The sequence below is a fragment of the Pyxidicoccus fallax genome, from assembly GCF_012933655.1.
Taxonomy (GTDB): Bacteria; Myxococcota; Myxococcia; order Myxococcales; family Myxococcaceae; genus Myxococcus; species Myxococcus fallax.
Map to the genome: position 1 here is coordinate 24,823 of NZ_JABBJJ010000097.1, position 12,303 is coordinate 37,125.

Below are 12,303 nucleotides of genomic sequence, written 5' to 3' on the forward strand. Positions count from 1 at the left end.
GTGTGGTTCCCCTGGGGAGTAGGCAGACGAGGCAAGCTGGCAGTGGGGCGAATACAGCCTGAGAGTGAAAAGGTTATACTCCCGCCCAGCAGGAGGGCAATCCGACGCCGTCTACCAGACCACCGAAGACACGCAGACCTGCCCGGGTGACTGCCACTTTGAGATAAGGCGGCCGCCCTCGCCGTGGACACGCCGCAACGTCCTGGCCTCCGAGAGATATCGCAACCCGGTTGAATCGCCCTCACCCGGAAACCATCCGGGTCCGCGGTGAGACCACGCGGATGAGCGCCCATTTCCTCCATGCCTGAGCCATGACGGCCAGCCAGGGAGACCTGCTCTCATGCCGCAGCCACATCGAGTCATTCACCGCTCGCGCCTGACCTTCACCACGCTCTGCCTGGGCCTGCTGGCCTCGGGTGGAGCGTGGGCCCAATCCTCACCGCTCGCCGAGGACTGGTGCCTCCGCGCTGCGGGAGGCCCGGCGGGCACCCAGCCCGCGCCCATCGCGCTCTCCGCCGCCCATTCCCACGTGCGCTTCTTCGGCACCGGCCCCACCAACATCGAGGCGGACCTGGCGCTCGCCAACGCGCTGCAGGGCACCACCGCTGACTGGGACGCCGCCGTGCTCGCCTATGCCGCCGCGCTGGAGCCCGCGTGCGCCGTGGACGTCCAGACGTCACCGCTGCCCCAGGCGCAGGTGCACTCCGTGGGGCCACTGGCGTACGTCCGTCCCGGCACCGGGAACCTCACCCTGCCCCGCAACACCCGTGGCGTCATCATCGACCTGCGGGACCTGCCCGCGGCGCCCGGGCTGGAGGAGGCCCTCGCCAGGGCCATTGGCGCGGCCAGCACCGCTCCCGTCGAGCGGGTTCCCGGGTACGTCCGCCGCCATCTGGGCGTGACGGACGAGGCCCTCGCCACCTCCCCCATTTATCAGAACACCCTCGCGCCGAACCGGCGTCCCGCCCACGCGGCCACGGGGACGGCGGAGCTGCCCGTGGCGCTGCTGACCGGGCCCACCCTGGCTCCCGCCGCCGCCCGCTTCACGGTGGACCTGCGCATCGCCCAGCGGGCCTGGATTGTGGGTGAGCCCGTCGCCACCGGCGTCGCCGAGTCGCGCTGGATGCCCGTGGGCGCGCGGGGACTCGTCGTGCGCACCGAGCACCTGGAGGATGCCCAGGGGCTGCTGCCGGACGTCCTTCCCGCGGACCTGCCGCTGACGCTGCCAGTGAGTGACATGGGGGCCCTGGTCCAGCGGGTCCGCGAGCTCGCGGCCCAGGGACGCCCGGCACCGGTGGACCGTGCCCTGCCCGCCCTGCGTCCTCGAATCGTGGTTCGCGCCCCGTACCATGAGCCGACTCCGCCCAGGGAGTCGAACACGGGCATCGCGCGAGCGGACCTGCTCATCACCCATGGTGCGATGCGGCTGTTCTTCCCCTACTTCCACGTGGTGGGTGACCACATCGACGAGCGGCTCCTGGAGACGCTCGCGTCCGTGGACGCCCAGCAGCCCATCTCGGACCGCAACCACCTGCTCCGGCTGCTCATGCGGTTCATGGAGGTGCTCAAGGATGGCCACGGGTTCGGCGCCAACGGCATCAATCCCGCCGGGTACTTCGCCGTCGCCCTGGAGCAGGTCGCCGGAGAGGTGGTCATCCGCCGCTCGCTCGTCCCGGGCGTGAATCCCGGGGACACCGTGGTGAGCGTCGCGGGGCGCCCCATCACCGAGTGGCTGGCGGAGGAGAAGTCCCGGACCTCGGCGGCCACCCCGGGCTACCTGCACAACCTCGCCGTCGCGAAGCTCCTGGAGCTGCGGGGGCCCACCGTGTTCGGGCTGCGAAGCGTGGAGGGCGCGGTGCGCACGGTGGAGGTCCTGCCCCAGTCCAGAACGGCGCTGCGCCAGGTGGGCGCGGTGGCCTCGCGGCGTGTGGCGGGCAGTCTGGCGGACCTGGGCGCGCCCGAGCTGCACTACATCAACCTGTCGGACGAGGTCATCGCGTCACCCCAGGCCTTCAGGGATGCGCTGGCCGGGGCCTCGGGCGCCAGCGGACTGGTGGTGGACATGCGTGGCTACCCGGGGACCATCGACCCCTATGAGCCGGCCATGCGCCTCATTCCCCATACGTCCTACTCGCCCCTCTACCGCATCCCCGAGCGCATCGGGCCCGACCACTTCAGTCTGCAGGAGACGCTCCTCACGCTGCCGCCCCTGTCGAATCCCTCCTATGGCGGTCCTGTCGTCCTGCTGGTGGGGCCACGCTCGGCGTCGCGGGCGGAGGTCGTCGCCACCACCCTGGCGGCCGCCGGCCGGGTCACCGTGGTTGGCCGCCAGACGGCGGGCACGAACGGCGACATCGCCCGCCTCTTCCTGCCTGGAGTCGTGACGATGAGCTTCACCGGCCTGGAGGTCCTCTTCCCGGACCGCAGCCGCTTTCACGGGGTGGGCGTCCTCCCGGACATCGAGGCAGCGCCGACCGCCGCGGACATCGCCGAGGGCCGGGACACCGAGCTGCTGCGCGCCATCCAGTTCCTGCAAACGGGGCAGTAGCCGGCCACGGGTGCTGCATGCGGCGGGTGGCTCGCCCTCACCGGGCCACCCAGGAACGGAGAGCCGCTCACATGCGGCATCCACGACCTGTCACCCACCACCGTCTGACCCTCACCCCGCTCTGCCTCGGCCCGCGGGCCTCGGGTGGAGCGTGGGCCCAGACGTTCCCCTCCGCCGAGTTCCCGTGCTCGAAGGAGTTCATGGCGCGGCGAGGATGAAGGAGCGAGGCTTCACCCCGCCACGGTCTCGATGTGGCCCAGGAGCGCCGCCGCGAGCGGGGGCACGACGGCACGTGGAATCGTGTGCCCCATCCCTTCAATCCTCACCAGCGTCGAGTGTGGCAGGGTCTCCGCCAGGAACCGCGAGTTGGACTCGGGATTGGTCGGGTCCTCCGGCGTGGCGATGACGAGCGTGGGCACGGTGACGTGAGCCAGCTCCGCCCCACGAGCCAGTCCAGAGGGGTCGGCCCGCGCATGGGCCGTCGAGGTGTCGTGACGGCCGGCGTGGGCGATGATGCGCCGCTCGAGCGCACGGAACTCCTCGGCATCGAAGGGAATCACCTTGCCGTTGAGCCTGCGCCAGTTCTCGACGCGCCATTCGATTTGCGCCTCGCGCTCACGCGGCTCGAACATGTGGCGCCAGAACTCGAACAGGCTGGGGTCGATGGGAGCCCGCGCCAGCATGTTGGCACGGGCGGGCGCGCCTTCGAGGGCGGGCGCCCCGATGACCGTCGCGCTGAGCAGCCGCTCGGGATGCGCGACCAGGAGCCACTGCACCAGAAAGCCTCCCAACGACAGGCCCACGACGTGCGCGCGCTCGATGCCAAGCGCATCGAGGATGGCCAGTGCGTCCTCGGCCATCCGGGTCGCGGAGTAGGGAACCCTGTCGAAAGCCCAGGTGGACGCTCCGGTGTCCCGGTGGTCATAGCGAATGACCCGGTGCTTCCGCGCCAGGACCTCCACGAGCGCGTCGGGCCAGACCAGTCCCGACACGGTGGAACCCATGATGAGCAGAATGGCGGGAGCATCCTCCGGACCCTGTGACTCGACCCAGAGCGAGACTCCCTCGGCGACCTCGACGAAGCGTTCCATGCTCCCAGCTTCGCAGGACGGCACGAGGAGGGACTCATCTTTTTCACAACCAGCACGAGACCTCTTGATTCGGAGTAGTGGGTAGGCACGAGAAACAACTCCCTGGTAGGTTGTCCGCTTCATGCAGCCCATCCGCCCGAATCGAGCAACCCTGCTGCTCCTCCTGCTGGCCTCCGCGGCATCGGCTCACGAGCGGGAGAGCCTCGCAGTGCGCTCCATCCTCCTGTCGGAGCACCCGGACAACTCGACCCACCGGGTGTACGTGAAGGGACAGGTCGCCACCGTTCTCCGGTTCGAGAAGCCCGTGGCCCAGGACAAGACCCGGCTGCTGGGCTGGGAAGGGCGCTTCGAACCGCTGGTCGTGGCCGACAGGAGGGTTCTCCTCGAACCCCTCCACGACCTTGCTTCCGAAGAAGGAGTCCCCCTGCTCGTCACGCTCGTGGATGGAACGGAAGTTCCATTCCTGCTGAGGCCGCCAGACCGGGACGCAGCGGCATGGACGGACCAGCAGGTCAACGTGTTCGAAGACCGCGAGAGTTACGAGGCCATACACTCGGCCTTGATACGCGCACTCAAGGACAATCAGACCCTGGAGGAAGAGAATGAGCGTCTCCGCCAGGAGGAGACCTCACCTGACCACGCGCTTGCCGCGCTGCTGGTCTCCGGTGCAGCCACGCAGACTCCCTTCGTCGTGAAGCGGCGCTGGTTCTTCAAGGACGTGGATGCGGATGTCGAGGTTCGCGTCTTCTCCGGTAAGACAAAGGCAGCGGTCGTCTTCAACATCACCAACCGGGATTCCAAGCAGTCCTGGCGCCTATCTCGGACCCGCTCCTGGAACACGGCGAGCGGGCAGCCACGAGGGGTGGCGGTGAAGACGGCGCGGCCCTCGATTCCTCCAGGTGAGTCCGGCTCCGTGGCCGTTGTCGCGGACAGGAGTGCGTTCATGGACAAGGAAGGACCGGGGCAACTGGCACTGGAGCTCTTCCGGCATGACGGGCAGATGCAGGTCCAGGTCGTGCTGGATCCGCGTCTGGCCCGCGAGTAAGTCCGGCACATGCGTCCCGCCCCTCTGGCGCACCTGTGCTGCGCCGCGCTCCTGTTGATGTGCTCCGGCTGCCCTGGTTCCGCCACGAGTGGAGTGGCCCTGCGTCCCGACGGAACTCCCGGGCCGGAGAAATGCCCGGAGAAGGCACTGGAGACCATGCGCATCCTCCGTCTGTACGTGGGGGACTCGGCGCGGGTCGAGCTGGATGTGAACCAGGACGACACCAGCCCCATCACCCTCTACGACGGGCCCATCGAGAGCATGGTGGATGACCAGCTCGGGCCTTTCGAATCGCCCACCCGGCTCTACGGAAGGGTGTGGACCGGGGGCCCGCAGGTCGTCATCCGCTACTACGAAGCGCACCCACCCCGCGCGGACAAGGTGCCTATCTGCGCGGTGGCCCGACTCTCGAAGGGGCAGCTCAGGAAGCGACCGGAGTCGAAGCCCGGAACCGCCATCCTCGAGTTCTCCTCGGCTGGGGTCTACATCGTGAACGAGTTCCGCTGACTCGGGCGCACCGCGGCGGATGGTGGCCCCCGAGAACCAGACCTCATGGCGCAATGAATCGAGGCGGCGGCTCGCCTCCACCGCGCGAGCCGCCGTGCCCTCTTTCAGTAGAGGTAGTTCAGCATGGTGATGTCAGAGCTGGTGAACTCGCCATTGGTATCGAGCGGGATGCAGGAGTTCATGATCGACCCGCCCGGCGTGGCCGTGCTCGGCGTCCCGGGAATGAGGACGGCCCCCACGCCCGCGGTGCCCTCGTTGGTCGCGGTGCCGCCGCAGCTGATGGACCGGTTGTAGTAGTCCGCGTGGCGCAGACCAATCGTGTGGCCAAGCTCATGGGTGATGAGGTGCTCGTTGTAGTCGAGGCTGTAGCTCTGAAGCCCGACACCGATGTTGATGGTCCCGTAGGGACGACCGTTCGAGGGGAAGCCCGCGGAGCCTCCGGTGCCAGCCATGGTCTGCGCGGTGATGTTCGCGGTGCAGCCGGTCGTCGGTCCCCGCACGAAGAAGATCCGGAGACCCAGCTGGTTGTAGTTCTGGAGGGCCGCGTCGAGACCCGCGCTCAGGCGGGAGTAGCTGTTGAACGTGGAGGTGGGGTTGACGCAGATCTTCGTCACGCTGGTGCCGACGAGATTGGTCGTACAGTATTGCTCCTCGCTCCCCTCGCCGCGCTGAAGGAGTTCCCGGGACGCATCGAGGCTCACCTCGGTGTCGTGCCCCACGTACACGGCATCTCCGAAGACCCCGATGTCGTCGGCCGGAAACCCGGCCTCCACCAGGTTGGAGATGATCTCCTCGTTCTCGCCGTCCTCGACACGGGCGTCGGTACCGCAGCCGGCCAGCAACGCGCCACAGCTCACCACGAGCACTGCCGCTCTCTTGAACATGGTCGTCTCCCCTCGAGTCCCGAAGCAGGCCTTCCCACGCGCCCGGCACGGGAGCGCCAGGGCGAGCCCCCGACTTTAAGGCATTTCACCTGTCACTTCCCAGGAATGCGGGACTAACGAGATAGGATTGAGACGGACGTGGAGGCTTCGAGTCTCTCTTCCAGCGGCCATGACTCCGCTCTACCAGCGGCTGTCCCGCGACGCCGGTGCCTCCATTGGAGGCCGCGCGGCGGCGTAGCGCGGGAGAAGACGGGCCCGCCGCCCGACACGAGCGCGGCGGCGGACCCGGGAACGTCAGGGCTCAGCAGCTGTAGCTGCAGTAGCCGGAGCAGCGGAGGTACCGGCTCTCGCAGGTGTCGTAGCACGTCGAGTCCGTACAATTCGAGATGCAATACTCGTAGGCGCTGTCACAGCTCGAGCAGCAGGGCATGGCGGCAGCTTCCTCGCTGCCCACCGTCGCGGTGGCGAAGGCGGCGCCAGCACCCATCATCAGCCCCAGAAGACCCATCATCAGCTTCTTCTTCATACGTGCTCCGTGCATGTGGACAGGGTCGGCCCCCGAGACGGCCGCCACGCAAGTGCCGTCCCAGGCAGGACTTTACAGAAATCCGTTAAAAAGCAGGATGAATGATTGCTTTTTGATGCGTCTCGCACGAAGCCGCGGTGCGCCATTGGCCGTATTGAAGAATTCCCGTGTCATTGGGAGGTGTCGACGCGGCGTGACGTTGGCCACGCTGACTGTCCGCTCGAGAGGATATTTGCGATTCATGCATCTGATTTGCAATCACATCAATGAAACACCAGCATCGGCGCCACGTCACATCCGGAGGAAGCACCGATGTCCATCCAGCGTGTCGTGAAGCCCCTGCAGTTCGGGGCCCTGTTCGTGTCCGCGGCGGCCCTGCTCGGAGCCTGTGGCGAGCCGATGTCCGGGGAGGAAACAGTCCAGGAGGAGGCGGCGGGGACGGACTCCACCCTCACGGCCTTCAACATTCCCGCGCCGGTGGCGTCGATGAACTGCTCGAAGATTGGCACCACCATCTCATGCACCGGCAGCGGCGGCGACGGGGTGACGCCGTACACGTACCAGTGGCAGACGGTGGATGACTTCGGGAGCGGCCCGACGAGCCCCTACTGGTACAACGGGGGCACCGCGTACACCGACTACTGCAACTTCGTCCTCTCCACGTCCGGGACGTACTTCACGAAGTACATCCGGTTCCGCGTCGTGGACGCCAGTGCCCGCGTGTCGAACGAGGTGACGAAGAGCTACCGCTGCTGGGCGCCGAACTAGCGGGGCTTCGGGGCGAACGGCTCCCGTCCGGCCGCGCGGGACTCCTTGATTTGCCCCATCCGCTCCGTGAGCGTCTCGAACTCGGCCACCCACACCTCGCACGGAGACGGTGGCGGCCCGCATCGCGCAGGCGGGCCGCCACCGCCACTCTCAATAGAGGAAGTTCAGCGCGGCGATGTCGGTGCTGGTGAACTCGCCGTTCGTATTGGGCGGGATGCAGGTGTTCATGATGGACCCGCCTGGCGTGGCCGTGGTCGGCGTCCCGGGAATGTGGATGGCACCCGTGCCGGGGGTGCCGCCGCCGCCGGTGCCGCAGCTGATGGCCGGATTGTAGGCGTCCGAGTGGGCCAGACCGAGGGTGTGGCCAATCTCGTGCGTGATGAGGTGCTCGATGTAGTCGAGGTTGTAGCTGTTCAGCCCGGTTCCGATGCGGATCTGATTGTAGGGCAAGCCGCCCGAGGGAAAGCCCGAGGTGCCGCCGGTCCCGGTCGTGGTCAGCATCGCGATGTTCGCGGTGCAGCCGGTGGCCGGTCCACGCACGAAGTGGATGCGGAGCGCCAGGACGTTGTAGTTGATGATGGCCTCGTTGAGCCCCTGGCTGAGCTGGGCGTAGCTGTTGAACGTGGCGGTGGGGTTGATGCAGATCTTCGTCACGGCGGTGCTGACGAGGTTGGGATGCCTGTACTGCTCCTGGCTCCCCTCGGGGCGCTGGAGCCGCTCCCGGGACGCCTCGAGGCTCACCTGGACGTCACCCCCGACGTACACGGCACCGTCGATGACCTGGATGTCGTCGGCCGGGAACCCGGCCTTGCTCAGGTTGTCGACAATCTCCTGCGTCTCATCGGGTTGCCCGGCACAACCGAACATCAACGCAATACATCCCGCCGCGAGCACGACACTTCTTGCGAACATGGAGAGTCCTCTTCGACAGTCGAGGTGTGCAGCCGGCGGCATTCTGCCTCAAGCTCGGACTTCTCAGCCTTTCTTTATAAACAAGGATTGATGGTTCCCCTGCCCCATCTCTCGGCTGAGGCTCCGGGTGCTCAGGGCGTCTCCGGGCCCGACATCAGCACGCGCAGCATGGCCTCGGTGATGGCGGGGTCCGCGCTGGCCGTGCTCGTGCCGAAGAGGTTGATACCCTGCTCCCGCATCTGCTGGACGGCCTGCTCCGGCGTGAGCGCTCCCGAGCGCAGCCGGGCCTGGATTTCCGGGTCGAGCCAGAGGTTACTGGCCTCTACCGCCGCCATCTTCAGGGCATCCGCGGCGATCTCCGTCGCTTCCCTCTTCACCCCCAGGGAGGTGATGAGCTGGCCCTCGAACCGGGTCGTGAAACGTTCCCACGGGATGATGCCGGTGAAGGTGCCGAGGATGATGACCTTCAGCAATTCATCGTCCCCCTGCCCACTGTTCCAGAGCTCCTCGAGCTTCGCCGGGTCCCTCACGGCGTCCGCCACGTGCCCGCCCAACGCTTCGAACATCCCCTCCAGGACCTTCCTCGCCATGGACTTGGTGGCCCCGTTGTCGAGCAGCGGCACCACCATCCCCAAGCCAAAGTCCACGACGGCCCCGCCAATCAGGTTGGGCAGCGCCAGCGTCCGCCCCTCGAGGTGAGCGTCGTACTGCGCGAAGGCAGCGCCCACCGCTGCGTTGACCCCGGCGGCCAGGATGGGCCCCCCCGCCGCCATGGCCACCGCCGAGGCGCCCGTCTTGAACGCGGCCTGGGCGAGCTGACGGACCACGGTCATGTTGCCCAGCACCTGGTCCTTCTGGGCAATCACGCTGTCCACGAACGGCTGGAGGTTGTCGAAGTACGCGTCGTGCTGGATGCCGCCCAGTGTCAGCGCCTGGGCCACGAACACCGGGTCGCTGGAGCCGCGAAGCTGGCGGGCCAGGTCGCGCAGTCCGCTGACGCCGATGGCCGAGAAGTCATCCAGGTTCGCCCTCTCGATGGGATTGCCGCCGACGAACACGTTGAAGAGGGCGGCCAGGGCCGGGGGGCCGCCGACGTACCGGGTCATGTCCGGGTTGCCCGTGGCGGCGACGGAGTCGGCCAGGGCATCCAGATAGTCGGCGGCCATGGAGGGGGTGATGGGACTGGGGATGGAGCCCTGGAGGCCCTCCGCGGTCACCGGCTGGGGAAGGTTCGCGATGGCGGGGAACCGGCCGGCCAGCTCCGCCGGGACGGGCGGCAGCTCCGCCGCGGCGTTCACGCTCGCGGGGTCCAGGTTGCCCAGCGCCTGCTGCACCTCGGCCGCGGCCACGCTGCCGAGGTTGCCCTGGAAGGTGTCGAGCAGCGCGACGTCGAAGTTCGGGCGCTGGAGGAAGAAGAGCAGGTTTCCCTGCCGGGCCTCCACCGGCAGCGCCGGGTTGAAGAGCAGCTCGCTGGCGTAGCGGTTCTGGAGGAGGGTGTTCCAGGTCCGGAGGTCGCCCTGCTGGGCCGCGTCGTTGCCGGGGTAGCGGATGGACGCCAGGTACTGGGCGACAGGAATCCGCACCTGCGAGTTCCGCTGGAGCGCCACCGGCGGGAGGGAAAGGAAGACCGTCGCCGCCAGGCGGTCCGTCGCCTCCGAGCGGGGCAGCTCGGCCAGCCCGGACATGAGGTTTCCAAGGGCGGTGCCGGAGAGCCCGCCCATCAGCCCGGAGCCCGTATCGGCGCCGAGGGCGACGAGGGGCTGGGCCACCGCGTCCACGCCCGCCGTGTCGATGAGCTGCTGGATGGCCTCGCCGGCTCCTCCCGTGGCCATGAGCGCCACGGCCTGGCCCCACAGGTCGCCGCCCGCCTGCGCCCAGAGCCGCGAGGACATCTCGGTCTGGAGCTTGACCGAGCCGCTGGCGGCGACGAGCCGCGCGAACTCCTCGGAGGGACGGCCCATCCCCATGCCCTCGGGGCCCATCAGCCGTTCCAGCTGCTCCGGCGTCACCGCGCCCTGCTCGAAGGCGTGGCCCAGCGCCATCGCCATCGCCGGGTGGTCGTCGGCGATGTGTCCCGCCTTCCTGAAGACCTGCCCTCCATCGCCGCTGGACAGGCTGCGCTCGACGAGCAACCCCATGAGGAAGCCCTTCTCCTCGCGGGTCAGCGCGCCTGGAGTCCCCTTCCCGGCGAAGATGTCCTCCAGGGTGCGGGCGTTGGAGCCGAACTGCTCGACGATGGAGCGCAGGACGTCCTGGCGCTCGGGCGTGACGCCATCGGCCACCTGACGGTGGGCGATGGAGGAGAGCCCCAGCTTCCGGAGGACGGCCTCGCGCCCCGGGCCGGGCGGCTGCGCGAAGACCTGTCGTAGATGCGAATGGGAAACGGAGACCGGCCGGTGGTAGCCGGCATGCGCCGCCTCCCACTCCGCGCGGCTGGCGTACACCTTGCCGGGCTCGTTCGGGTCGACGATGGAGCCATCCGGGCGCTGCACCACGGCGTGGCCCACGGGGTCATCCGCGTCCGCGTAGAGAAGGACCTGGTCTCCCGGGCGGGCGGACTCATAGGCGCGCTCGAGGCAGTTCGAGCTGCCATCGTTGAGCACCTCGCTCGCCAGCGAGGAGGCGGTGCCCCCGGCCCCCGCCCTGGGCAGTGTGGCAGCGAAGCCCTTCTCGCTCAGGGCCATCAGCCGCGCCGGGCTCATGCGGGGTGCCTGGACCCCCGGGGCGTCCCCCGAGGGCGTGGCGGAAATGGACGGCTTCCGCGTCCGCGGTTGGGGAGCGACGAACGTGTCCTTCGGTGCCGGAGGCGGAGGCGCCGGAGGCGGGCTGGGGGCCCGCTGTTGGAGCACCTGCGTGGACGCCGTCTGCTGGGTGGACGTCGTGGGCGGGAAGCGCGGGCTCCCGACCCCCCTCGTGAAAGAACCGGACATGAATCCCCCTCGTGTGCCCGGGTTATCGCGAGGGGGCCGGCGGAGGGCGAATTAAGCCGGATTAAATCCGCTCAGCGCTTCGCCTCCAGCAGCCGCATCGACTGCTGCACGATGGCCTTCGCGCGCTGCTTCGCGTGCGGCCAGGCCTTGGTGAGCTGGAAGTCCCCGTCCGTGGTGGTCGCGTACGTGTTGTGGCAGTTGATGCAGCCGTGCGGGCTGTTGGGAGCATCGACGGGCTCCTGGAGGTACGTCTCCATCGTCGTGTTCGCCAGGAACTTCGGCTGCGTCGGCGGGTCGCTCATGTTCGTGCCGCCCCACTGCGCCGCCACGAGCTGGTAGTTCCGCCACACGTTGTCCGCGCGCAGCGCCGCCAGCATCGGCTGGAACCGGGCATTCGCGGCGGCCGGGTTGCCCGCGATGGGGACCACCCGCACCACCTGGACCGGCGTCGTCCACTGCCCCTCCTTCGGCTGCTGGTTCGGCACCGCGTTGCTCGCGGGGTTGTAGAAACTCCACTTCTTCTTCGCCGCGCTCCCGTTGCTGACCTCCTCCTGCGAGGGCGCGTTGTCCACGTGCTCGAACGTGGCCCAGACGTAGCGAGGGAAGGTCTGCGTCTTCTGCACGATGTGCAGGCCCACCAGCCCCATCTGCCGCTTCGTGCACTTGCCGGTGCTCTTGTCGAAGACGAGCGCGTCGACCGCGTAGAAGCGCTTCGGGTCATCCGGGAACCGGCTCTTCGCGTCGCCGAGCACCTTCCACGCCGCCTTGACGCGGATGGCGCCCAGGCCCTTCGCGTCGTTCGCGCCCTGGGGGAAGTCCACCCCCGTCTTCGGCTGCTTGCGGCTGTCGTAGTAGCCGTTGTTCACCACGAAGTCGAAGTAGGGCTCGTTGACCTTCACCTCGTACCAGACAAGCTCGCCATTCAGGTCGATGAGCGGCGCGTGCGTGAAGGCCTGACGCACGTCGCTCAGCACATCCGACGTCTTCGACGTCATCACCAGCGTGCGCTTCGCCGCCTGGGGGTCCGCCTTCGCGAGCGGCTGGCAGGCCGGAGGAATGCTCTCCGGCTGATTGAAGGGCGCGGGCCGGGTG

9 protein-coding genes and 1 pseudogene are annotated in these 12,303 nt (G+C 68.3%); 4 read left to right on the forward strand and 6 right to left on the reverse strand.

The genetic code is table 11. From position 1 onward, the window contains the following. Positions 1 to 340 precede the first annotated feature (340 nt). On the forward strand, positions 341 to 2,548 hold the full coding sequence (locus HG543_RS21415) for a S41 family peptidase (protein ID WP_169346681.1): 2,208 nt from the start codon (positions 341 to 343) through the stop codon (positions 2,546 to 2,548). A 230-nt stretch (positions 2,549 to 2,778) separates the two neighbouring features. Here the strand turns inward: HG543_RS21415 and HG543_RS21420 are convergent, their stop codons facing one another. Continuing rightward, the gene (locus HG543_RS21420; protein WP_169346682.1) at positions 2,779 to 3,639 is read right to left on the reverse strand and encodes an alpha/beta fold hydrolase; all 861 of its coding nucleotides are present in this window, start codon (positions 3,637 to 3,639) and stop codon (positions 2,779 to 2,781) included. Between the two features lie 121 nt (positions 3,640 to 3,760). Between HG543_RS21420 and HG543_RS21425 the strand changes: the two genes are divergently transcribed. After that, a complete protein-coding gene (locus tag HG543_RS21425) occupies positions 3,761 to 4,684 on the forward strand; it encodes a DUF2381 family protein (protein ID WP_169346683.1) in 924 nt (307 codons plus the stop codon). A 9-nt stretch (positions 4,685 to 4,693) separates the two neighbouring features. Further along, positions 4,694 to 5,191: a serine/threonine protein kinase gene (locus HG543_RS21430; RefSeq protein WP_169346684.1), complete on the forward strand. Its 498-nt coding sequence runs from the start codon at positions 4,694 to 4,696 to the stop codon at positions 5,189 to 5,191. A gap of 104 nt (positions 5,192 to 5,295) precedes the next feature. Here HG543_RS21430 and HG543_RS21435 read toward each other — a convergent pair whose 3' ends face one another. Together HG543_RS21435 and HG543_RS21440 are read right to left on the reverse strand one after the other, a co-directional pair. After that, complete coding sequence (locus HG543_RS21435; protein ID WP_169346685.1) at positions 5,296 to 6,075, reverse strand: zinc-dependent metalloprotease; 780 nt, start codon at positions 6,073 to 6,075, stop codon at positions 5,296 to 5,298. A 301-nt stretch (positions 6,076 to 6,376) separates the two neighbouring features. Beyond that, complete coding sequence (locus HG543_RS21440) at positions 6,377 to 6,601, reverse strand: hypothetical protein (RefSeq protein WP_169346686.1); 225 nt, start codon at positions 6,599 to 6,601, stop codon at positions 6,377 to 6,379. A 312-nt stretch (positions 6,602 to 6,913) separates the two neighbouring features. Here HG543_RS21440 and HG543_RS21445 point away from each other — a divergent pair, with 312 nt between their 5' ends. Next, complete coding sequence (locus HG543_RS21445; protein WP_169346687.1) at positions 6,914 to 7,369, forward strand: hypothetical protein; 456 nt, start codon at positions 6,914 to 6,916, stop codon at positions 7,367 to 7,369. 150 nt (positions 7,370 to 7,519) lie between these two features. Here the strand turns inward: HG543_RS21445 and HG543_RS21450 are convergent, their stop codons facing one another. The 3 genes and pseudogenes from HG543_RS21450 to HG543_RS21460 form a co-directional block, all read right to left on the reverse strand. Next, positions 7,520 to 8,281 (reverse strand): M57 family metalloprotease, encoded by a 762-nt coding sequence (locus tag HG543_RS21450; protein ID WP_169346688.1) that lies wholly within the window; start codon positions 8,279 to 8,281, stop codon positions 7,520 to 7,522. 131 nt (positions 8,282 to 8,412) lie between these two features. Beyond that, on the reverse strand, positions 8,413 to 10,983 hold the full coding sequence (locus tag HG543_RS21455; protein ID WP_169346689.1) for a hypothetical protein: 2,571 nt from the start codon (positions 10,981 to 10,983) through the stop codon (positions 8,413 to 8,415). Positions 10,984 to 11,282: 299 nt separating this feature from the next. Next, a pseudogene (locus tag HG543_RS21460) lies at positions 11,283 to 12,303 on the reverse strand (hypothetical protein); the annotation flags it as partial.

Excerpts from the sequence above, each read along its gene's own strand:
- HG543_RS21435 (WP_169346685.1), bottom strand. The coding sequence starts at position 6,075 with ATGTTCAAGAGAGCGGCAGTGCTCGTGGTGAGCTGTGGCGCGTTGCTG.
- HG543_RS21420 (WP_169346682.1), bottom strand. The coding sequence starts at position 3,639 with ATGGAACGCTTCGTCGAGGTCGCCGAGGGAGTCTCGCTCTGGGTCGAG.
- HG543_RS21455 (WP_169346689.1), bottom strand. The coding sequence starts at position 10,983 with ATGAGCCCGGCGCGGCTGATGGCCCTGAGCGAGAAGGGCTTCGCTGCC.
- HG543_RS21425 (WP_169346683.1), top strand. The coding sequence starts at position 3,761 with ATGCAGCCCATCCGCCCGAATCGAGCAACCCTGCTGCTCCTCCTGCTG.
- HG543_RS21445 (WP_169346687.1), top strand. The coding sequence starts at position 6,914 with ATGTCCATCCAGCGTGTCGTGAAGCCCCTGCAGTTCGGGGCCCTGTTC.
- HG543_RS21415 (WP_169346681.1), top strand. The coding sequence starts at position 341 with ATGCCGCAGCCACATCGAGTCATTCACCGCTCGCGCCTGACCTTCACC.
- HG543_RS21450 (WP_169346688.1), bottom strand. The coding sequence starts at position 8,281 with ATGTTCGCAAGAAGTGTCGTGCTCGCGGCGGGATGTATTGCGTTGATG.
- HG543_RS21440 (WP_169346686.1), bottom strand. The coding sequence starts at position 6,601 with ATGAAGAAGAAGCTGATGATGGGTCTTCTGGGGCTGATGATGGGTGCT.
- HG543_RS21430 (WP_169346684.1), top strand. The coding sequence starts at position 4,694 with ATGCGTCCCGCCCCTCTGGCGCACCTGTGCTGCGCCGCGCTCCTGTTG.